The organism is Streptomyces sp. R28 (assembly GCF_041052385.1).
Taxonomy (GTDB): domain Bacteria; phylum Actinomycetota; class Actinomycetes; order Streptomycetales; family Streptomycetaceae; genus Streptomyces.
Map to the genome: position 1 here is coordinate 10,734,075 of NZ_CP163439.1, position 17,739 is coordinate 10,751,813.

Here is a 17,739-nt window from a genome sequence, read left to right on the forward strand (position 1 = left end):
TCTTGGACTCACAGAAATATTCTGCAGAGGGAGCGGAAATTGGCACCCAAGGACACTGAATCGAGCTGCGTCGAGTTCCGTGGTGCTACCTCTGGGAGTTCTGCCCTCACCTGGGGGCAGAAGCAGATGTGCATGTGGATGGCAGATTCGGCACCATATATCGAACACATGAATCTCGGCGTTCTAGTCGAATGCACCAGGCCCACTTCTCTTGAGGATGTGCGCGATGCTCTGAAAGTCGTCATCGAGCGTCACGAGGCCCTGCGTACACGATTGAATGTCCGAGAGGACGGGACTTTCGAGCAAATGGTGTGCGCTGCCGGGAAGGTGCCTATCGGCATTCATGGAAACGCTACCTGGAATGACTCAGGCACGATCCTGGAGGAACTCAAGAGTCTCCCCTTCACGATTTTTGAGTGGCCGCTGCGTATCGCAGTCATCACTTCAGGGGAACTCGTGGCAGGAATAGTGCTCTGTCTGTTTCATGTCGGGATGGACGGCTGGTCTCTTCAGGTACTGCACAGGGACATCGAAGAGTTTCTCCTGGCGACCCCTGAGGAACGAGACGTTCTGTCTGGCTCTCCTCCTCGGCCGCTGCTCCAGCCGAGGGAGCATGCCCAGGCGCAGCTTCGTGAGGTCGGAAGTGAATGCGAGGCCCGCGCTGAGAAGTTCTGGACGTCGCAGCTCATGAAATTCTCGAACGCTCGGTTTCCTGTGGCATTCAAGCCCTCAGAAGAACCTCGTTTTTCTCACGTCACCATGCAGTCCTTCGCTGTGTCGCGTGCGTTGTCGGAGGCTTCTGTCCGGTACGGGGTAAGTGTCAACACGTTGCTGATCTCTTCCTTCTCGCTGGTTCTGAGTGTGATGAGCGGTCTGGAGGACGCCACGTTCCGACTTTTCTGCGCCAACCGAACGGCTTCGAGTCAACACTCCATCGGAAACTTCTCCCAGATTGTGCCGGTGGCCGTCAAGGTATCCGACCTGCCGTTCCGTGAGATCCTCAAAGGAGCGTTGAAGACTTCGTTTGCCGCCTACCGTGTAGGTGAGCGCGATCCTCACCGGCTGGACCGGATCGTGGATTCGGTTATATCTGTCCGAGGTGTAGACCCTGACCTTGAGTGCTTTGTGAATATCCATGGATACGGTGACTCCCATGCGACCCGACGCGAGACCGAGGCAGCACCTGATACGGCGATCCAGCCCACTGATATTCGAAAGGCCGGTGGAATCGAGGAGTGGGAGCCAGGAAAATTTTATCTGGATGTGTGGAGCGTCTCGGAGTGCTGTGAGATGTCACTTCAGGCGGACACAGCCCTGTTCTCCAGCGATCAACTCATGGAGTTTCTCAGGTGTTTTGAGGAAGTGCTTCTGAAGATCGTCGATGCCGAAGACTTGAGCGCTCAAGAGATAGTCGGTGATGCGAAGTTCATTTCCGATGTCCGGCGCGAGGACTTCCTGGTTCGCATAGATGAATCCTGGGTCGACCTGAAGGCTGTTCATGAAATGCTGTCGGAGGCGCTCTCGACCGAGACCGTCCAGATCTTCACAAAGGGCGAAGGCCCGGTTCGATCGTCGTTGACCGCATACCTGACACTGGACCAACAGAGCTGTGATCCACGAGACGTGCACCGAATTCTGCTGGCGGAAATCAAAAGGAGGAGGTTCGTCGTGACACCGCATTGGTACGTCATCTGCGAGTCGTGTCCCTCCCTGCCCGCCACCGAGGAGGAGTGGCGCCTGCGTGGCGTTGTTGCCGAGGGATCGGGGCGTTCATGAGCACGGGGCGGCGGGCCACGGCCCCACCGTGACCGCCGCCCGCCCGCGGTCGTTTCGAGGGCATGATCCACATCAAGCGGGGAGTCGCCACGGCCGCAGCCGTACTCGCCGTCCCGACCGGCCTGACGGCCCCCGCCGCCCACGCCACCGACAACGTCCCCTGTCACAGCACGACCAAGCGGGACCTGACCGACCCCCTCAGCGGCCGCGTGTGGCCGGGCACGAACGTCATGTACTGCAACCTCACCCAGGGCCACGTGCCGGCTACGCCACCCGCTGGCCGTCCGCCCCTGTCGTCGGGTACCTCGAACAGGGCGGCGCCGCCAACTGGTTCGTCACCGAGATGGAGGGCGAGACCTTCCGGGCCGGCTCCGCCGCCAACTACTTGTGGGGCAACGCCAGGGCGGACAATGGACGCTGGGGGCGGGTGCCTGAGGTCTACTTCGCGGGCGGCGACAACTACGAGGACGACGCCGGCCTGCTGATGCCCGGCGACTACACCTGCGCCAACACCTGCCCACCACTGCCCTTCTGGGCGTGCTGACCACCGGCGATACGCGGTTGACGACCGACCGCCCCCTGCCTACGGTCGCCTGAACACATCTGAACAGGCAGGTCGACGATGAGAGAAGCCCAGGACAGCGCGCCGGCGAGCCCCGCGTTCCAGGTGGAGACCCACGGCCTCGACGTGATCGGCGACGCTGAACGCAAGGGCACCCCACAGGCGCTGTTCTGGCCGGGTTCGGCGCCACCTTTTGCGTGATGATGTGTCAGGGTATCTGCTGGCCGGGTCCTGTTGGAGTTGTGTGGCGTAGCTGTCGCGCTTGCTTATTGATCTTGATTGTGACCTGCTGTTGCTCATCTGTACTGAGCGGTGTTTCTGTTCCGTAGGGGAGGCTTATGCGGTGCCGAGGCGCTGGCGTTGGGTGGTACGTGGGCAGAGCTGGCTGTTTGTGCTGCGCAGTGAGTTGAGTGTGGTGCCGGTTTTACGCAGTGTGGTTGGCGCGCCTGTCGGTAGGGGGAGTTGGCCGCTGATTTCGGGTAGGCGGGGCGTGGGTTGGTTCAGTGGGCGTGCAGGCGTTGCCAGAGCAGGTCGTGGTCGGCGGGTGCGAGGCGGGGCAGCTGGAGGCGGCCCGTGAGGTGGTGGAGGTAGGCGGTCTGCTGCGTGCGTGTCAGAGGGTGCGGGGGCAGGCGGTCAAGGGCTGCGGCGAGGGTGAGGATCTCGGGGTAGGTGATCAGGTTCCGGCAGGTTAGAGCTGGGGCGGCCGGGCCTGTGAGGGTTGGTGTCGGTGAGGCGGTTAAGACCGTGTCCTACGTGGTGAGGCGGACGAGGCGCTTGTAGCAGCTCAGGGCGGCGGCGAGGCCGAGAAACGCCAGGTAGTTGCGGGGATTGCGTTCGTAGCGGGGGCTGAGTCTTCGGTAGCCGGAGAGCCAGGACGTGGTCCGCTCGATGACTCAGCGGCGTCGCCCTAATCGTTCGCTGGACTCGATCCCTTTGCGGGCGATGCGTACTCCGATCCGCTTCCACCGCAGCCATCTGCGCAGGTCGGCCCGGTCATGGCTTTGTCCGCGTGCAGGCGCTGAGGCTTGAAGTACCGGCCATTGTGGGGGTCGTGTCTCGTTTGGTGGCCCTCGATCATGGGCTTGAGCCCTTCGCTGTCGTGGGTGTTGCCGGCCGAGACGCCGACGAGAAGTGGCAGTCCGTTCGCGCCCGACAGGACGTGCATCTTGGAACCCGGCTTGCCGCGGTCCACGGGGCTCGGACCTGTGTGTTCGCCCCCTTTTTTTAGCCCTGACGTGCGCGGTGTCGAGTACGACGCGGGTGACGTCGATGAGGCCGGCGTCGTCGAGCCGGTGCAGTACGGCTTCGTGGAGCCGGCCCCAGACACCGGCCCTCGACCAGATCAGGAAGCGGCGGTGAGCCGTCGACTTCGATATGCCGAAGCACGGCGGCAGTTGACGCCATGCGCAGCCGCTGACGAGCACGTAGATGATCGCCGCGAACAGTGTCTCATCAGGCGTGTCCTGCGTTCCGCCGCCCTGCGGACGCACTCGAGACGGAGGGATCAACGGCTTGGCGATCTCCCACAGCCCGTCCGGCACGATCCAGCTCCATGTTCCCCGCCCCATACCGGGTCAACGTCCGCCTCACCACGTACGACACGGTCTAAGTCGATGGTCGGCTCAGTAGGTGTTTTTCTTCTCTGGCTGTGAGGTGCGTAGGCCGGATGATCTGGTCGGTGGGGGCTGGTCTGAGCGACGCCGTAGCCGCCAACTGGCTCGCAGCCACCGCGGCTGAAGAGAGGTGATCCGCTCGGCTGATGAGGGGGTGGCCGCCTGCACGGTGGGCACTCCCTCCATACGACGGCCTGCACAACCCCAGCGGGTCGTGCAGGCCGTTGTGCAGTACGCCCCTGATTTAACCGGCAGGCTTCGATGACGGCCCGGGGCGTTCGTTCACGAGTTCGCGGGCGGCCAGGGCGGTGCCTTCGATGCGGGCGCTGATCTTGGCGAAGGCGGTGTCGCGGGAGGTGGAGGTGTCGTCGGCGAAGGGGGAGAAGCCGCAGTCGTCGCAGGTGCCCAGACGGTTGGGGGGCAGGTGACGGGCGGCGGCGAGGACGCGGTCGCGTACCTCTTGGGGCGTTTCGACACGTGGGTCGATCGGGTCGGTGACGCCGATGAAGACCTGGGCTTGGCCGGGGAGATGTTCAGCGAGGACGGTGAGGACCCTGTCCGGTTCCGGCTCGCTGGCGAGCTGGATGTAGAAGGCACCGGCCTTGAGGCGGAGGAGTGCGGGCAGCAGAGCCGTGTAGTCGACGTCCAGGCTGTGGGTGGAGTCCTGATCGCCGCCGGGGCAGGTGTGGATTCCGATCCTGGCCTGTTCGGTGCTGGAGAAGCGTTCCAGGACGCGGTTGTTGAGTGCGATGAACTGGTCCAGCAGGCTGCCGCTCGGGTCGAGCTTCAGTGCGAGACGGGCCTCGGTGAAGTCGAGCTGGACGCGGTGGGCGCCGGCGTCCAGACATCGGCGGATGTCCGCTTCGGCCTCGGCGGTGAGGTCGTCGAGGAAGGCTTCGCGGGGGTATCCATGGATGCCGTCGGGTGGGTAGAGCAGGCTGAGCGCCGACGGCGCGATGACGGCCTGCTTCACCGGCGAGGCCGCGTGCCGGAGTGCGGCGTGCAGGTAGCGGTCGGCGTACACGCCGTAGCGCAGGGGTCCGGCCGTAAGGCGGGGCAGCTGCCGCTGGTGCCCGTCGGCGAACGGGATGACGACGCCGTCGGGTGCCAGTCGGTTCAGGCCGGTCAGGGGGTAGGTGGCGAAGCTGGGTTTGGCCTGTTCGCCGTCGGTGACGACCGGGGAGCCGATCTCCTCCAGGCGGCGGACGGTGTCGCAGACGGCGCGGTCCTGGGCGGCGGCGAGTTCCTCGTCGCTGATCCGGCCCGCGGCATGGTCCGCTATGGCGGCGAGCAGCTCGACGGGCCGCGGGATGCTGCCGATCGGTTCGGTGGGAATGCCCACCGTGCTCTGGCTCACGGCCTGATCTCCAGCTGTGCCTCACCGTTGCTGCCCTGGAGCCCGGACAACAGGCATGAAGTGGGCAGTTCACCGGGGAGCGCGGCAACGGTCCGATGCGCCGTCAGCCCTTCGCCGCGGCCCTCGACCACCCGGCCCGACAGCCTGACTACGAGGGCGCCGGCGACACGAATACTGGTGCTGCTGTCGTACGCGATTGATGACCGCTTCCCGTCACCGTAGTGGACGACCTCCTCAAGGCGCGGGCTGTTCACCGTGATGCAGGACGCCGACGGCGACTTCCCTTCCAGGTAGCCGGTGGCCGGCACCGTCCGGCCGTGAGTAACCGCGCACGTGTAACTGGCCTGTGTCTGGACGCGGGTCTGGCGGGGCAACAAGGTCAAGGGCGGGTCGTATGTGCTGGTGCTGGAGCCTGTGCACAGAACGTTTTCTCGGTGCACAGGCTCATGAGCCTGACCCGCTGGAGCCCAGACCACCGAAGAGGCCACCAGGGCCAGGGAACTCATCGCAACTGCTGTGCCGTGTCTGCCGAACATCCACCCTCCACGGAATGCGTTCTCCCACAGGGGTTGTGACTACCCCAGGCCGCTTCTGCCGTCCCCGGCTCATGAGTCACACCACCGGCGCACCACGCGCGGTGAGCGTGGGGAAAGACCCCCGCGCCCCCCGAATGGGCGTCTTGATCATCACGGCCGAGGGGTAGGACAGCCCACCCGGATCGAAGCGCTCACACCCGAACACCGTGAGGAAGGAACCTCGATGGACCAGACAGCCGCGCAAAAGCTCGTCTTCGCCATGCTGGACGCGGATGGAGACGGAATCGTCTCCAGGGAGGAATACATGGCGCGCACCAGGAACGTGGCGCTGGCCATGGGACTCAAGGACGACGACCAGCTCGTCGTCACCGCACGCACCCTCGGCGAGCGCGCGTGGGCGTCGATGGACGCCGACGGCGACGGAAAGATGACCTTCGACGAGTACGCGGCATGGGCCGGCGCCGAGGCGTTCGACACCGTCTGCGCACCCGTCCTCGGCGCCCTCTTCGACCTCGCCGACACCAACCACGACGGCGCCCTCGACCTCTGCGAGTTCACAGCCCTGCGCACAGCACTGCACAACCCGGCCACCAACGCCGAAGCAGCGTTCACCGCCCTGGACACCGACGGCGACGGCCGCATCAGCCGTGACGACTACATCGCGTCCATCCGCGCTCACGTCACAGGCGAAAGCTCTCCCATGGGCAGGGCGCTGTACAGCAGGCCGCTCTCCGACATTCCAACGTGATGATCAACGGGCGCGACACGGAAGCCAGCGGTGACGCGCTGACCTGGGTCGACTTCAACGCAGCTGCTTCAGATTGAGAAGCACCTACATAGCTGGTTCTTTAACCCCTCGACCGTTGTAGGGCGATAAGCGTCTTCTCGCGTCGGACGGTTTGCCCACGTCGTAGCGGGGCGCCCGGCGCCTATTCCTCGTGCATGGTGGCCGTCAGGGGCCGGGCCGGTGAGGTTTCGGTGCTCAGGCGGGACAGGGCATGTGCTGACGGAGGTTCCGAAACGTCCGGCGGACCCGGGCTGGGGTGAGCCGGCCGGATGAGGTCGGCTTCTCCCACGGGTGCCCAGGTCCCGGGCCAGCGGACGCGCGAGCCTGAGCTGGGTGTATGCGGCGATCTGTGACTGGGCGGTGGGTGGGCGTCAGCGGGATTGCGGTGTTGATGTTCTGGTAGGGGGTGTGGGGCGGGGCTGGGTTGCTGTCATGGGGCGACCAAGTGGCTGTTGTGGAGTGGCTGGCAGGTTGGTGTTCGTACGGCGCGACGTGCACTGCAGCGGCCGCGTGTGGAGCGAACAGGCCCTGAGCGTCTGTCATTGACACGAGCGAGGCCCTGGTGACCGCCTGTGCGCCCGGTGGCCACGGGGGAGTGGGAACTCGCGCTCGCCGTGTGGCAGGAGACCGAGCTGCTGCTGTGGAAGCCGCCGGCCGCGTGGTTCAGCATCAACGCCTTCTACACGCACCGCGGGATGCGCAACTGGTACGTGAACTTCGAACACCCCACCCGCCGCACACCGGACGGGTTCGACACCTTCGACCTCACCGTGGACCTCGTTGTAGACCCTGACCTCAGCCGCCTCACGTGGAAAGACGAAGACGAGTACGCCCACGTGCGACGGCCCGGCATCACCAGCGACACCGAGCACCAGGCCGTCGACGACGCCCGCGCCCAGGTCCTCGCGATGGTCGAAGAACGCTCCGGCCCGTTCGCGGACGCCGAAGCGTGGACGTCCTGGCGGTGGAAGCCGGCCTGGCCCGCGCCACGCCTGACATAGCCCCCCCCGGGTCGCAGCCGCATCGTCCGGCACCCTCGCTTGAGGGGCGGATGCTGCAACTGGGCCGCAGGAGGTGGACTCTGAGGATCCTCTGATTGCCCGGGTACTGAACTAGTAGTGCTTCGTTAGGTTGTGGGCTGTCTGCGGTTGCTCCGAGGGCTGGGCAGGGGGCGGTCGCAGGTGGTGCAGGTGCCGGTCCAGCACCTCAGCAGGTCCTGAAGTACGCCGAGGACCTGGTAGAGGGTCAGGCCGGTGTCCGGACTTTGGTGTGCGGACTTTTGGGCCGAGCCGCCTGAGCGTGAGGAATGCCTGGGCGGCGGTGACGAGGGTGACGTGGTGGCGCCAGCCGCGCCAGGTGCGGCCCTCGAAGTGGTCCAGTCCGAGGCCATGCCTGAGCTCGCGGTAGTCGTGTTCGATCCGCCGGCGCATCTTGGCCCACCGCACCAGTTCAGCGGCCGGTGTGGTGGCGGGCAGGTTCGATATCCAGTAGTCCGTCGGAGTGTCCTGGCTGTCCGGCCATTCGACGAGGAGTGTCTGGACGGGCAGGACGCCGTCCCACTGGTTGCGGCCGCCGCCCGCTTCCTGGGCTGCGGCCAGGGACTGCTTGCCCGCGGGCCGGACCGTCAGGACCGCGAACCGTGAGGTCATCGCGCCTTTGCTGCCCTGCCTCCACATCACCTCGGTGAACTGCTCGGCACCCGCCTGCGCTGCGAGGGCGGAGACGGCTCGCGGTGGGGTGCGGTAGCGGGCAAGGGTGGGCGGTCCGAGCCCGCCGTAGGCCGGCTGGTGCGGCTCGGCATCCTCCGGGTGGGCGACTTCCTTGCCGTTCAGGGCCAGGACATAGGACAGTCCTCGCTCCTGGAGACCGAGCCGGAACGGGGTGCTGACGCCGTAGCCGGCATCGGCGACGACGACCGGCGCTTTCGACTGCCACTCGGCAAGTGTGTCCAGGAGGCCGAGTGCGAGACGCCACTTCTCCTGGTGCACCACGTCGTCGGGGACTCCTGCCCTGCGGCATCGGTCCGGCTCGTCCGTCCACTCACGCGGCAGATACAACTGTCACTCCAGCGGGCACGAGGCGGTGTCGGTGGCGGCATGGACACTGACCGCGACCGGGCAGTTCGCCCGTTTGCCGACCGCTCCGCAGTACTGGAGGGCCACCCCGACCGACACCTTGCCGCACTTGGGGAACGACACATCGTCGATCACCCACACCTCAGACGCGATCGCCTCACACTACCGCTCGGCGATCCGCCGCCGCACCGGCAGCGGGTCCCACGGCGACTGGTTCACGAACTGCTGCAGGGCCTGCATGTTCCCATCCGGCAGCCGCTCGGCCATCGGCTGGATCGACTTGCGCCGGCCATCGAGTATCAGGCCCCGCAGACAGCACTCGCCCCACCGCCGCTGATCCCGCCGCGGAAACGACCCGAACACATCGCCAACGAACTCCGCCAATTCGCCCCGGAGCCGGTCCACTTCCCCCAACCTCACTCCGGGAAGCAGCCCACGATCAGCCGAGATCACTCAACGTAACGAAGCGCTACTAGGCGCTGCGCGGCCGACGCCCCGACGACTTCTTCCCTGTCTTCTTCGCGACCGCCGCCTTCTTGGTCGGTCGCTTGGGCGCGGTGCTTTTGGCTGTGGTCTTCTTCTTCGGTAGATCGTGTATCTCGGCCGGGCCTTCGCCGCGGGAGGCTTTCGGCTTGGCGAGGGACTCATTGAGGGCGGTCATCAGGTCGAATATCCTGCCGCCTGCCGCCTGCCGCCTGCCGCCTGCCGCCTGCCGCCTTCCGCCTCCGCCTGCCGCCTGCCGCCTGCCCCCTGCCGCCTGCCGCCCTGCCGCCTGCCGCCTGCCGCCTGCCGCCTGCCGCCTGCCGCCTGCCGCCTGCCGCCTGCCGCCTGCCGCCTGCCGCCTGCCGCCTGCCGCCTGCCGCCTGCCGCCTGCCGCCTGCCGCCTGCCACCTGCCACTTCGGGTTCGGGTTCCTCGGGCAGGGGCTTGCCCTAGCGCTTCGCCTCGATGATCTGCGCCAGTGCATCGGTGTACTCGTCGTGGAACTCCAGGCCCTCCAGTTCCTCGCGGGTCGTGCTGTCGATGAGCGAGAGCGTGCCCTCGAGCTCGTCGTCGGTCAGGTCGACTGGGGACGGCAGTAGCTCGGCGGGGTCGCGGATCTCGTCGGGCCAGTACATGAGGTGCAGGACGAGCGCCTGGTCTCGGACGCGGAGCATGCCCAGCCGCTCCCGGCCGTGCCACGCCCGCTTGGCGATGGCCACCCGGGACGATCTACCGAGGGCCTCGCGCAGCAGCTTGTACGGCTTCGCCGCGACCTGCCCGTCCGGCATGAGGTAGTAGCCGGCTCCGATGCGGAGCGGGTCGATCGACTCCAGCGGTAAGCACGCCTCGATCTCTACGGTCTTCGCAGTGGGCAGTGGCAGGTTCGCGAGCTCGTCGTCGCTGATGGGGATGACCTGGTCCTTGGCCAGCTTGTAGCCCTTGCCGATCTCGCTCTCGTCGACCTGGCGGTCCTCCAGCTCGCAGATCTTCCGCTAGAGGATCCTGCCCTGATCCTCAAGGTGGTACTGGTGGAAGCTGATGCTGTGGTTCTCGGTCGCGCTGGCCACCTGGATCGGCACCGTGAGCTTCTCTGAACTAGCGCACGCCGGGCCCGTGCCGATCCCCGGTTGCCCATAGTGCAGTGGGTCTCGCCGAAAGACTCAGCGGGAGTTCCCCCAGCCCTGCTCCTGACCCGCCCCCTCGCCGCCGCGCTCCTCGCGGTGGTGGCGCTGATGACCGTCGCCAACGCGATCCCCCGCTGAGCCCGAAGCGCCACGAGCCCTGAGCGCTGTACCGCGTCGTCGGTCGAGGACGGGGGTACGGCGCTCTCCCTTGCCGGTACGTTGGGCCGCACACACCCGGTACGTGCGGCCGGACACATCAGGACGAATACAACGGGGGGTTCCATGATTCGGTCGCTCCTACGACGTCGCCGGGCGGCCTCGGGCCTCCCGGTCCCGGACGCGTGCACGCCCGGCCGGCACGCCCTCGCCACCCGGCACCTGCTGTTCTATACCCCGCTGACCAAGCTCGACGCGTTGGCGGCCATCGCCGCGGGCGCGGACCCCGATGCCCAGCGCTGGCAGGGGAACCAGGCCGCCCAGGTCGTACCGGACGCCGACACCAGACGGGCCCTGCTGAGCATGGGCCCCAACGGCGCCACCCCCCGTTGGTTCCTCAAGTCCAACCCCGAGCTGGCCGAGCCCTTCGAACCCAGCCCCGAGATGCCCGAGTTCATGGTCTGTGTACACCGCGACACCGGGCGCTACGCCGGGTACCTCGAACTCGACCACGACAGGGGTGAGATCGGCGGCATTCTCGCCCCCGACCATCGAGGCCAGGGCCTCGGCGCTGAACTGTTCCTGGCGGGTGCGGAGTTCGCCCATGGCCACGCCGGTCTGCCGACGGTACGGGCGGGCACGGCGACGGCGAACCTCGCGTGCCGCCGCGCCCTGGAACGCGCCGGCTTCGTCCCGGCCCCCGGCCCGGCCCGCCACACCTTGCCGGACGGCCGTGAGCTGGACAGCGTCTGGTACCGGCACGAGGGCGCCGCGTCGGCGTGCGCGAGGCGTTGAGGCAGGAGTGGAGCGGCGGAGGAGCGAGTCCGCCGCCTCGGAACTCGGCCGTGTCCAGTTTCTGCTGAGCGTCTCGCCGGTCCATGGCAGGCTCTGCCCTCCGAGATGGAAAGGGGAGGGTTGCTTGGGAGGGTTTCGCGGAGACGGAAGGCGAACTGCGGCCGGAGTGCATGGCGGGTGCGAGCCGCGAGAACGCGTACCCGCGTGCTCCAGTCGATGTACCCACAGAGCCCCTGGTGGGCGGCCCGCTTCAGGCCGGGCGTTCGGTGGTGAGGGTGATGCGGCCGTCTGTCCAGGCGGGTAGGAGCCGGGCGAGTTTCTTCAGTGACGGGCCCCGTACATGGTGCAGATGTACCACGAGTCTCGTGCCGAATAGCGCCTGGAAGTGGGCTCCGAGGCCCCGTCCAGTGCCGGTGAACATTTCGTCGGCCGGGATGTCGGGCTGGGGTGGTTCGTTGATCCGGTACACGCACAGGGCCTGTCGGTCCGGGACCGGTCCGGGGAGAACGGCGACTGCTCGGACCGCCGGCCAGCCAAGTTTGATCACGGGGACGTATCCGAATGCCTGGTGGTACGCGATTCCTTCGGGATGGAAACGGACAGCCGGGTCGTCGGGGCGGGCCGGTGTGGGCCCGCCCGTGTACGCGCGGATCGTGGTCAGCAGCGTGCTTCCGGGCCGGTAGAAGAGTGACTGCCGGTAGAGCTTTCGGTAGTGCGATGAATCGTGACCCACCTCGTGGCTCCTTCACAGGATCGTCCGTAGGGCTGATAGTCGCATCAGCTGGCCGCTGGGGGTGCGCGCTGGAACGGGTCGCTTGTGATCCCGCTCCAGCGCCAGGCGTCCAGCAGGATCTCCACCAGCCCCGGCAATTCGGCGGACTCGGAATGGTCATCGCCAACGCGGGGGCCGACGAAGGGGGCAACATCGGGGAGGGCCGCTTCGAGGCGCACCGCGCGGTGGTCGACGTCAATCTGCTGGGTGCGATGGCGACCATCGACGCGGCCGTCGCACACTTCCGCAGCAAGGGCGGCGGTCAGGTGGTCGGCTTCACCTCCGTCGCCGCCGCGGCGGGCCTGCCGGGCGGGGCGCCGTACTGCGCCTCCAAGGCAGGGCTCACGAGGTACCTTCAGTCGCTGCGAGGCGAGCTGTGGAACAGCGGCATCACCGTGACCACGGTCGCCCCCGGCTACATCGACACCCCGATCAACGAATCCCTGGGCGACAAACGACCGTTCCTCATCGACACCCGCACGGGCGCCCGCAAGATCATGGACCGCATCGAGTCCGGCGCCGTCCACGCGACAGTGCCCCGAGTGCCCTGGGCCGTCGTCGAATACCTACTGGCCCGGATCCCGACCCGTCTGCTGCGGAAGGTCCATGCCTGACCGCCCAGACCCGGGGACCCCTGACGCGCTGGTGCCGAGCCGCCATCACCCGGTGACCGTCGGGCCGGGCCAAGCCTTCGGCGCGCACCGCACACCCGGCCCCGGTGCCACCTAGCACCTGCCCGCTCCCGAGCCCCCGGCCGATTCCATCACCTGCCGCAGCGCCCGCCAGAGCGCCCCGTACGCCCTGAGTACTACGTCGAAGACTCCTCGATCTTCAGCACCATGTGCTCGCCAGCCTGGTGAAGGCGGTCAGTACATGCGGTGTCGGCATCGGTGATCGCGGCGAAGAGCTCGCCGAGCTCGGCTATGCGCCCGCTCCCACCACGGTGCGGATCCGGGGCCAGGAGGCGTTCTCGCTGGCGGTCGATGAGGTCCACGGCGGTGGTCGGGTACGGGGGCCGGCCAACGGCGCCGGAATCGCCGAGGAAACGGAGAGCGATCCGCCTCGCACTCCGAGCGAAGCCGTCAGAGTGCTTCGTTAGGTTCTGAGTTTGGTTCTGCCGCGGGGTAGGCGTCGGTCGCAGGTGGTGCAGGCTCCGGTCCAGCACTGCAGCAAGTCTTGGAGTGTGTCGAGGACCTGCTAGAGATCTTCAATGGCTGGAGTTACGGCGGTTGGAGGTCGAGGCCGGTTTTGGCGATGAGGCCGTCGATGAGGCCGGGTCGGTACTGCATCCGTTTGAGCCGGGTCTTCACCAGCGCGGTGAGCTGATCAAGGCTGTGTTTGGTGAGGTTGGCCAGCGACCTCTTCAGGTGTGACCACACGCCTTCGACCGGGTTGAACTCCGGAGCATACGGCGGCAGCTGGTAGACGGTCAGCCATAATCGGGCGTCGATCAGCCGCCGCATGGTGCGGCTGACGTGCGTGTTCAAGTTGTCCCACACCAGCACGATCGGGCCGCCGAGCTGCTGGTGCGCGGCGTCGAGCAGGCGGGCGTAGTCGGTCTCGGTAAAGCCCTTGCGCCGGCCTTTGGCGGGGCCGCGGTCGAGGTGGATGCGGTAGATCAACCGAGGTCGGCGGCCGGACTTGGTGCAGATCAGCGCCGCCATCGAGACGCGTTTGGTGCCTGCGGCGGTGACCCGGACGACGGGTGTGTGGCCTCGTCGACCCCAGGTGCGGCTCTTGGGCGGCCTCAGGCCCTGGCCGGCTTCGTCCTCGAAGCAGATCCAGGCGCCCAGGTCCGCCGCCCTCTTTTTATGACGGGCCACTGCTCGTCCTTCCAGGCGGCGATCTTCACCTCGTCGCGCTCGGTGGCTTTGCGGGCCGGGACCTGAACGCTCCAGCCGATGCGGTGCAGCAGCAGGTCCAGCCCGGCCAGGGTGTAGTCGACCCCGAACCGGCGGCGCACGATCTCGGCGATCCGGGCCAGAGTCCAGCACTGGTCGGGCCAGCCAGAGACGGCCGGGCCCGCATCCAACACCTCCTCCAGCGAACGCAGTTGACCCGCGTCGAGCTTGCAGCGAGCGCCACCGGGTCCCTTGGAGGCCAGCGCCTGCCGGGCACCCGAAGCCAACGCCCACCTCCACCGGTTCGCCGACATCCGGGTCACCTTGAACCGTCGGGCCACCTCCCGGTCACTGGCCCCGGCCTCGATCAGATCCGCGGCCGCGAACCGGATCCGCTCACGCCGGGCTCGCTCCTCAGCCGTCAGGCCGCCGCTATCGGGATACCTCATCCCTCCGGCATAGCGCGGCCCACGACAGCCGTCACGCCCCCACGTAACCCGCACCCTTGAAGATCTCTAGAGGGCCAGTCTGGCGTGTGGACTTTTGGGTCGAGCCGTCGCAGGGACGCCTCCTCATCGCCCACCGCCTGCCCACCACCCCGCTCGCCAGCCCCGAAAGCGACTACACCCGCGACAGCCCACTCAGTCTGAACCCCACACTCCGCACCTCCCGCCGAGAGGTCAGACTGTTCGTCCTTCACCAGGGCGCCCACGCCCTGGTCCTCGATACCACCCGCATCTCCCACCTGTGGGGGAAGGACGTGCTGACGGTGACGCATCGTGGCAACATTGCCGGTATCCATGATGCTCTGGTCGGTCTCGGTCTCGGCCTCGGTCTCGGTCTCGGTCTCGGTCTCGGTCTCGGCCTCGGCCTCGGTCTCGGCCTCGGCCTCGGCCTCGGCTCCGAGCTGGAGCGCCGCATCGACCTCGCCGGTGTGCTGCGGCTGATGGTCGTGATCGACCGGGCCGACGACACCCTGCGGTACCTCGCCCGCTATTGGGAGACGTTCCGGCAGGGGGGCGACCCGCAGCGGTCCCCGGCCGTCGCCGCCCTGGAGGCCGTTCTGTTCGAGGGGCGCGCGGCCCGCATCCACGTCATCTATGACGGTCCCGCCATCGCCGTTGGCCTCATCCCCGGCGCCCGCGAGCAGTTCGCCGCCGTCCCTCGCCCGGGTCAGCGCGGGCATGTGGCGGCGGCTCTCCCCGATGGTCGACCCTGCCCCCCAGAGCAGCCCGCTCCCGGGCAGCGTCCATGTCGTCCAGGACGGCGACGCCCACCCGGCTCAGGTGCTGCTGATGACCGACGCCGAAGCCGCCGACTGGCTCGTCGCCACGGCGGCCGGGGAGATCTGACCCGCATTCGGACACGCCACGGGCGCCGGGGAGTGAAGGCATCCCCGGGGCCCGGTGTATGGAGTCGTGCTGTTCAATGACGGCGGGACGCTGCCGTTATGCCTCGGGCTGTGGCGGATCCACCTGGCGCAGGCAGTACACGCACCTGGATTCCGCATCGACGTGGCCCATGTACCGGCGATGGTCCCCGCGTTCACGCACAGGCCCCCGGCCAGCCGGATGGCGGTCTTCTTGCCCGTGCGTAGGTGGTGGGTTCAGTCGCCGACGTGGATGCCGGGGCGGCGGTCGGGGTCGGGTTCGTTGCTGCGGATGATCTCGCGGGTGACGGGGGCGGTGTCGCCGCGGCCGAGGAGGAAGTAGCGGAACATGTGCATCAGGGGGCTGCCTTCGGCCCAGGCGAAGTAGCAGTGCGGCCGCACCCCGGTGGCGTCCCGTAGGGCCAACAGGACGGCGGCGATGGCGTTGGGCGCTGCCGGGGCCTGGGCGCGCAGGATGCGGTAGCCGTCCACTTCGACGCCCTGGACGGTGAGGGCGTCGCTGAAGTCGGACGGGTCGACGACGTCGATCTCCAGGAAGAGTACGTCGGCCGGGCCCGGCACCGGGTTGGTGCCGCGCTGTTCGTGTTCCTTGGCCCTGTACTCGGCGGCGTCTCCGGCCTCGCGGCGGTTGGCGATGATGTTGATGGACTGGTCGTGGGCGAGGGTGTCGGTGATGAAGTGGCGGGCGGCTTCGTCGAAGACGATGCGGTCGGCGCGCAGTTCGGTGGTGCGTGATACGCGGGAGACCAGTGACACGGTGATGATGCCGAGGATGAAGAAGCCGGAGATGGCGATGCCGTCGGGCTTGTCGACGATGTTGGCGATCAGGGCGTAGAGCAGGACCGCGGTGAGCGCGGCGAAGCCGGCGGTGGCCGCACGCCGGTGGTTGCGGGCGACGAAGACGGTGACGGCGAAGGCCCCGGAGACCATCATCGCCAGGATGCCGGTGGCGTAAGCGCCGGCCTGCTTGTCGACGTCGGCGTCGAAGGCGATGGTGATCAGGATGCACAGGGCGGTGTAGACCAGGACGACCGGGCGTACCGCGCGGCCCCATTCGGGGGCCATGCCGTAGTCGGGCAGGTAGCGGGGCACGATGTTGATCAGTCCTGCCATGGCGGAGGCGCCGGCGAACCACAGGATGAGGATGGTGCTGATGTCGTAGACGGTGCCGAACGCCTCACCGACGTGCTCGTGCGCGAGCCAGGCCAGAGCACGGCCGTTGGCGGCGCCTCCGGGCTCGAACTCGTCCTTGGGAATGAGGACGGTGGTCACGAAGCTGGCGGCCAGCAGGTAGACGCTCATGATGAGCGCGGCGGCGGTGAGCAGCTTACGGGTGTTGCGGATGCGGGCCTTGAGCCGCTGTTCCTCGTCGTCACCGTCGGCCGCCACCAGCGGCATCATGCTCACACCGGTTTCAAAGCCGGACAGGCCCAGCACCAGCAGGGGAAACGCCAGCAGGGCAGGGCCGGCCAGATCCCCGAAGCCGCCGAGATCGGTGAGGGAGCCGGTCCACGCCGACCAGGCGTCGGGATCGGTGAGCACGTGGGCCACGCCGACGCCGATGACGACGGCGTTCAGGGCCAGGAAGACAGCCACCAGGGGGATGGCCACCTTGACCGCCTCGCTGAAGCCCAGCAGAAACACACCGCCGAGGATCAGCAGCAGCGCCACCGTCAGGGCCACCTCATGGCCGTGCAGCACCGAGGGGAAGAAGGGGTTTTCCACCACGTGCACAGAGGCGTCCGCCGTGGACAGGGTGATGGTGATGATCCACGAGGTGGCCACGAAGCCGAGCAGGACCAGCACGAACAACTTGCCCCACCAAAACGGCAGCAGGTCCTCCAGCATCGCCACCGACCCCGCACCGTGCGGGCTCTGCCTGGCCACCCGCCGGTACATCGGCAGCATCCCCAACAACGTCAAGGCCACGATCAGCAACGTCGCCAGCGGCGATACCGCCCCCGCCGCAAGGGCCGCGATGGCCGGAACGTAGGCCAGGCTGGAGAAGTAGTCGACGCCGGTCAGGCACATCACCTTCCACCAGGCATGAGGCTCGGCATGACTCTCACCGGCCGCCGGCCCCACCGGTTGCACCCGGTGACGCAACAGCCACCGCGCCCCCGCACTGGTCGGCTGCGCCCGTAGCGCGGGACTGTCCACCGTCTCCGGCATCACTGGCCGACTCGCCTCGCTCATATCCCCCATGCTCTCTTCAGCCTCACTGCCGCACTGCCTCACTGCCGCACTGCCTCATTGACCGCCGCAGACCACCGCTCTCGCGCCAGCGCGACGATCACTGAGTATGCGCCTTGCCGACCGGCTACCCCGCACCGAGGCTCCGGCAGCAGACGAGGTGCCGGTGGGATGTCAGGGGCGGGAGGCCCGGCCCGCCGGGACGGCGGCCCCCTGCTGTTCGGCGGCCTGACGCTCGCCAGCGTCTACGGCGGCTACTTCGGAGAGCCGGCGCAGCAGG

Annotated in this window: 20 protein-coding genes and 4 pseudogenes; 10 read left to right on the forward strand and 14 right to left on the reverse strand. The window is 67.5% G+C overall.

Translation table 11 applies throughout. The features are described from left to right. The first annotated feature begins 39 nt into the window (after positions 1 to 39). The 3 genes from AB5J49_RS46910 (at position 40) to AB5J49_RS46920 (ending at position 2,539) form a co-directional block, all read left to right on the forward strand. Positions 40 to 1,776: a condensation domain-containing protein gene (locus tag AB5J49_RS46910; RefSeq protein ID WP_369174969.1), complete on the forward strand. Its 1,737-nt coding sequence runs from the start codon at positions 40 to 42 to the stop codon at positions 1,774 to 1,776. Between the two features lie 211 nt (positions 1,777 to 1,987). Beyond that, positions 1,988 to 2,320: a hypothetical protein gene (locus tag AB5J49_RS46915; protein ID WP_369174970.1), complete on the forward strand. Its 333-nt coding sequence runs from the start codon at positions 1,988 to 1,990 to the stop codon at positions 2,318 to 2,320. Between the two features lie 78 nt (positions 2,321 to 2,398). Then, positions 2,399 to 2,539, forward strand: a complete 141-nt coding sequence (locus tag AB5J49_RS46920) for a hypothetical protein (RefSeq protein ID WP_369174971.1) — start codon at positions 2,399 to 2,401, stop codon at positions 2,537 to 2,539. A gap of 706 nt (positions 2,540 to 3,245) precedes the next feature. Here the strand turns inward: AB5J49_RS46920 and AB5J49_RS46925 are convergent. The 4 genes and pseudogenes from AB5J49_RS46925 to AB5J49_RS46940 all read right to left on the reverse strand — a co-directional run bounded on the left by AB5J49_RS46925 (position 3,246) and on the right by AB5J49_RS46940 (position 5,691). Next, positions 3,246 to 3,503: a transposase gene (locus AB5J49_RS46925; RefSeq protein WP_369175491.1), complete on the reverse strand. Its 258-nt coding sequence runs from the start codon at positions 3,501 to 3,503 to the stop codon at positions 3,246 to 3,248. A 202-nt stretch (positions 3,504 to 3,705) separates the two neighbouring features. Further along, positions 3,706 to 3,906: pseudogene (locus AB5J49_RS46930) on the reverse strand (transposase); the annotation flags it as partial. Between the two features lie 289 nt (positions 3,907 to 4,195). Then, positions 4,196 to 5,293 carry a cobalamin-independent methionine synthase II family protein gene (locus AB5J49_RS46935; protein WP_369175493.1) on the reverse strand — a complete coding sequence of 366 codons (1,098 nt, stop codon included), beginning with the start codon at positions 5,291 to 5,293 and terminating at the stop codon, positions 4,196 to 4,198. A gap of 11 nt (positions 5,294 to 5,304) precedes the next feature. Continuing rightward, positions 5,305 to 5,691, reverse strand: a complete 387-nt coding sequence (locus AB5J49_RS46940) for a hypothetical protein (protein WP_369174972.1) — start codon at positions 5,689 to 5,691, stop codon at positions 5,305 to 5,307. Positions 5,692 to 6,067: 376 nt separating this feature from the next. On the opposite strand from AB5J49_RS46940, the gene AB5J49_RS46945 reads away from it, so the two are divergent. Next, on the forward strand, positions 6,068 to 6,592 hold the full coding sequence (locus AB5J49_RS46945) for an EF-hand domain-containing protein (RefSeq protein ID WP_369174973.1): 525 nt from the start codon (positions 6,068 to 6,070) through the stop codon (positions 6,590 to 6,592). A gap of 84 nt (positions 6,593 to 6,676) precedes the next feature. Here AB5J49_RS46945 and AB5J49_RS46950 read toward each other — a convergent pair. Next, a pseudogene (locus AB5J49_RS46950) lies at positions 6,677 to 6,978 on the reverse strand (hypothetical protein); the annotation flags it as partial. Between the two features lie 234 nt (positions 6,979 to 7,212). On the opposite strand from AB5J49_RS46950, the gene AB5J49_RS46955 reads away from it, so the two are divergent. Continuing rightward, positions 7,213 to 7,632: a DUF402 domain-containing protein gene (locus AB5J49_RS46955; protein WP_369174974.1), complete on the forward strand. Its 420-nt coding sequence runs from the start codon at positions 7,213 to 7,215 to the stop codon at positions 7,630 to 7,632. Between the two features lie 276 nt (positions 7,633 to 7,908). On the opposite strand, the pseudogene AB5J49_RS46960 reads toward AB5J49_RS46955, so the two are convergent. From AB5J49_RS46960 to AB5J49_RS46970, 3 genes and pseudogenes are all read right to left on the reverse strand, one after another. Beyond that, positions 7,909 to 9,126, reverse strand: a pseudogene (locus AB5J49_RS46960) (IS701 family transposase); the annotation flags it as partial. Between the two features lie 52 nt (positions 9,127 to 9,178). After that, the gene (locus AB5J49_RS46965) at positions 9,179 to 9,367 is read right to left on the reverse strand and encodes a hypothetical protein (RefSeq protein WP_369174975.1); all 189 of its coding nucleotides are present in this window, start codon (positions 9,365 to 9,367) and stop codon (positions 9,179 to 9,181) included. Positions 9,368 to 9,637: 270 nt separating this feature from the next. Further along, positions 9,638 to 10,174, reverse strand: coding sequence for a Ku protein (locus AB5J49_RS46970; RefSeq protein WP_369175494.1), 537 nt, complete (start codon positions 10,172 to 10,174; stop codon positions 9,638 to 9,640). A gap of 141 nt (positions 10,175 to 10,315) precedes the next feature. On the opposite strand from AB5J49_RS46970, the gene AB5J49_RS46975 reads away from it, so the two are divergent. Both AB5J49_RS46975 and AB5J49_RS46980 read left to right on the forward strand, forming a co-directional pair. Next, complete coding sequence (locus AB5J49_RS46975; RefSeq protein ID WP_369174976.1) at positions 10,316 to 10,450, forward strand: hypothetical protein; 135 nt, start codon at positions 10,316 to 10,318, stop codon at positions 10,448 to 10,450. A gap of 144 nt (positions 10,451 to 10,594) precedes the next feature. Next, positions 10,595 to 11,263, forward strand: coding sequence for a GNAT family N-acetyltransferase (locus AB5J49_RS46980; RefSeq protein ID WP_369174977.1), 669 nt, complete (start codon positions 10,595 to 10,597; stop codon positions 11,261 to 11,263). Between the two features lie 250 nt (positions 11,264 to 11,513). On the opposite strand, the gene AB5J49_RS46985 is transcribed toward AB5J49_RS46980, so the two are convergent. Then, positions 11,514 to 11,996 carry a hypothetical protein gene (locus tag AB5J49_RS46985; protein ID WP_369174978.1) on the reverse strand — a complete coding sequence of 161 codons (483 nt, stop codon included), beginning with the start codon at positions 11,994 to 11,996 and terminating at the stop codon, positions 11,514 to 11,516. On the opposite strand from AB5J49_RS46985, the gene AB5J49_RS46990 reads away from it, so the two are divergent. After that, positions 11,981 to 12,649: an SDR family NAD(P)-dependent oxidoreductase gene (locus AB5J49_RS46990; protein WP_369174979.1), complete on the forward strand. Its 669-nt coding sequence runs from the start codon at positions 11,981 to 11,983 to the stop codon at positions 12,647 to 12,649. The genes AB5J49_RS46985 and AB5J49_RS46990 overlap by 16 nt on opposite strands. 194 nt (positions 12,650 to 12,843) lie before the next feature. Here AB5J49_RS46990 and AB5J49_RS46995 read toward each other — a convergent pair whose 3' ends face one another. The 4 genes from AB5J49_RS46995 to AB5J49_RS47010 form a co-directional block, all read right to left on the reverse strand. Further along, on the reverse strand, positions 12,844 to 13,029 hold the full coding sequence (locus AB5J49_RS46995; RefSeq protein ID WP_369174980.1) for a hypothetical protein: 186 nt from the start codon (positions 13,027 to 13,029) through the stop codon (positions 12,844 to 12,846). 226 nt (positions 13,030 to 13,255) lie between these two features. Continuing rightward, positions 13,256 to 13,786, reverse strand: coding sequence for a transposase (locus tag AB5J49_RS47000; RefSeq protein WP_369175495.1), 531 nt, complete (start codon positions 13,784 to 13,786; stop codon positions 13,256 to 13,258). Further along, positions 13,783 to 14,325, reverse strand: coding sequence for a winged helix-turn-helix domain-containing protein (locus AB5J49_RS47005; protein WP_369174981.1), 543 nt, complete (start codon positions 14,323 to 14,325; stop codon positions 13,783 to 13,785). The genes AB5J49_RS47000 and AB5J49_RS47005 overlap by 4 nt, the downstream gene beginning before the upstream one ends. Further along, entirely contained in the window at positions 14,322 to 15,062 is a 741-nt protein-coding gene (locus AB5J49_RS47010; RefSeq protein WP_369174982.1) for a hypothetical protein, read from the reverse strand. The genes AB5J49_RS47005 and AB5J49_RS47010 overlap by 4 nt, the downstream gene beginning before the upstream one ends. Before the next feature lie 19 nt (positions 15,063 to 15,081). Between AB5J49_RS47010 and AB5J49_RS47015 the strand changes: the two genes are divergently transcribed. Continuing rightward, entirely contained in the window at positions 15,082 to 15,228 is a 147-nt protein-coding gene (locus AB5J49_RS47015; RefSeq protein ID WP_369174983.1) for a hypothetical protein, read from the forward strand. A 254-nt stretch (positions 15,229 to 15,482) separates the two neighbouring features. Here the strand turns inward: AB5J49_RS47015 and AB5J49_RS47020 are convergent, their stop codons facing one another. Further along, a complete protein-coding gene (locus AB5J49_RS47020) occupies positions 15,483 to 17,462 on the reverse strand; it encodes an amino acid transporter (protein ID WP_369174984.1) in 1,980 nt (659 codons plus the stop codon). A gap of 180 nt (positions 17,463 to 17,642) precedes the next feature. Here AB5J49_RS47020 and AB5J49_RS47025 point away from each other — a divergent pair. Next, positions 17,643 to 17,720: pseudogene (locus AB5J49_RS47025) on the forward strand (sulfite exporter TauE/SafE family protein); the annotation flags it as partial. Between the last annotated feature and the right edge of the window lie 19 nt (positions 17,721 to 17,739).

Coding starts and splice junctions, on each gene's coding strand:
- AB5J49_RS47005 (WP_369174981.1), bottom strand. CDS start 14,325: ATGAGGTATCCCGATAGCGGCGGCCTGACGGCTGAGGAGCGAGCCCGG.
- AB5J49_RS47020 (WP_369174984.1), bottom strand. CDS start 17,462: ATGAGCGAGGCGAGTCGGCCAGTGATGCCGGAGACGGTGGACAGTCCC.
- AB5J49_RS46990 (WP_369174979.1), top strand. CDS start 11,981: ATGAATCGTGACCCACCTCGTGGCTCCTTCACAGGATCGTCCGTAGGG.
- AB5J49_RS47015 (WP_369174983.1), top strand. CDS start 15,082: ATGGTCGACCCTGCCCCCCAGAGCAGCCCGCTCCCGGGCAGCGTCCAT.
- AB5J49_RS47010 (WP_369174982.1), bottom strand. CDS start 15,062: ATGCCCGCGCTGACCCGGGCGAGGGACGGCGGCGAACTGCTCGCGGGC.
- AB5J49_RS46920 (WP_369174971.1), top strand. CDS start 2,399: ATGAGAGAAGCCCAGGACAGCGCGCCGGCGAGCCCCGCGTTCCAGGTG.
- AB5J49_RS46925 (WP_369175491.1), bottom strand. CDS start 3,503: ATGCACGTCCTGTCGGGCGCGAACGGACTGCCACTTCTCGTCGGCGTC.
- AB5J49_RS46945 (WP_369174973.1), top strand. CDS start 6,068: ATGGACCAGACAGCCGCGCAAAAGCTCGTCTTCGCCATGCTGGACGCG.
- AB5J49_RS46965 (WP_369174975.1), bottom strand. CDS start 9,367: ATGACCGCCCTCAATGAGTCCCTCGCCAAGCCGAAAGCCTCCCGCGGC.
- AB5J49_RS46980 (WP_369174977.1), top strand. CDS start 10,595: ATGATTCGGTCGCTCCTACGACGTCGCCGGGCGGCCTCGGGCCTCCCG.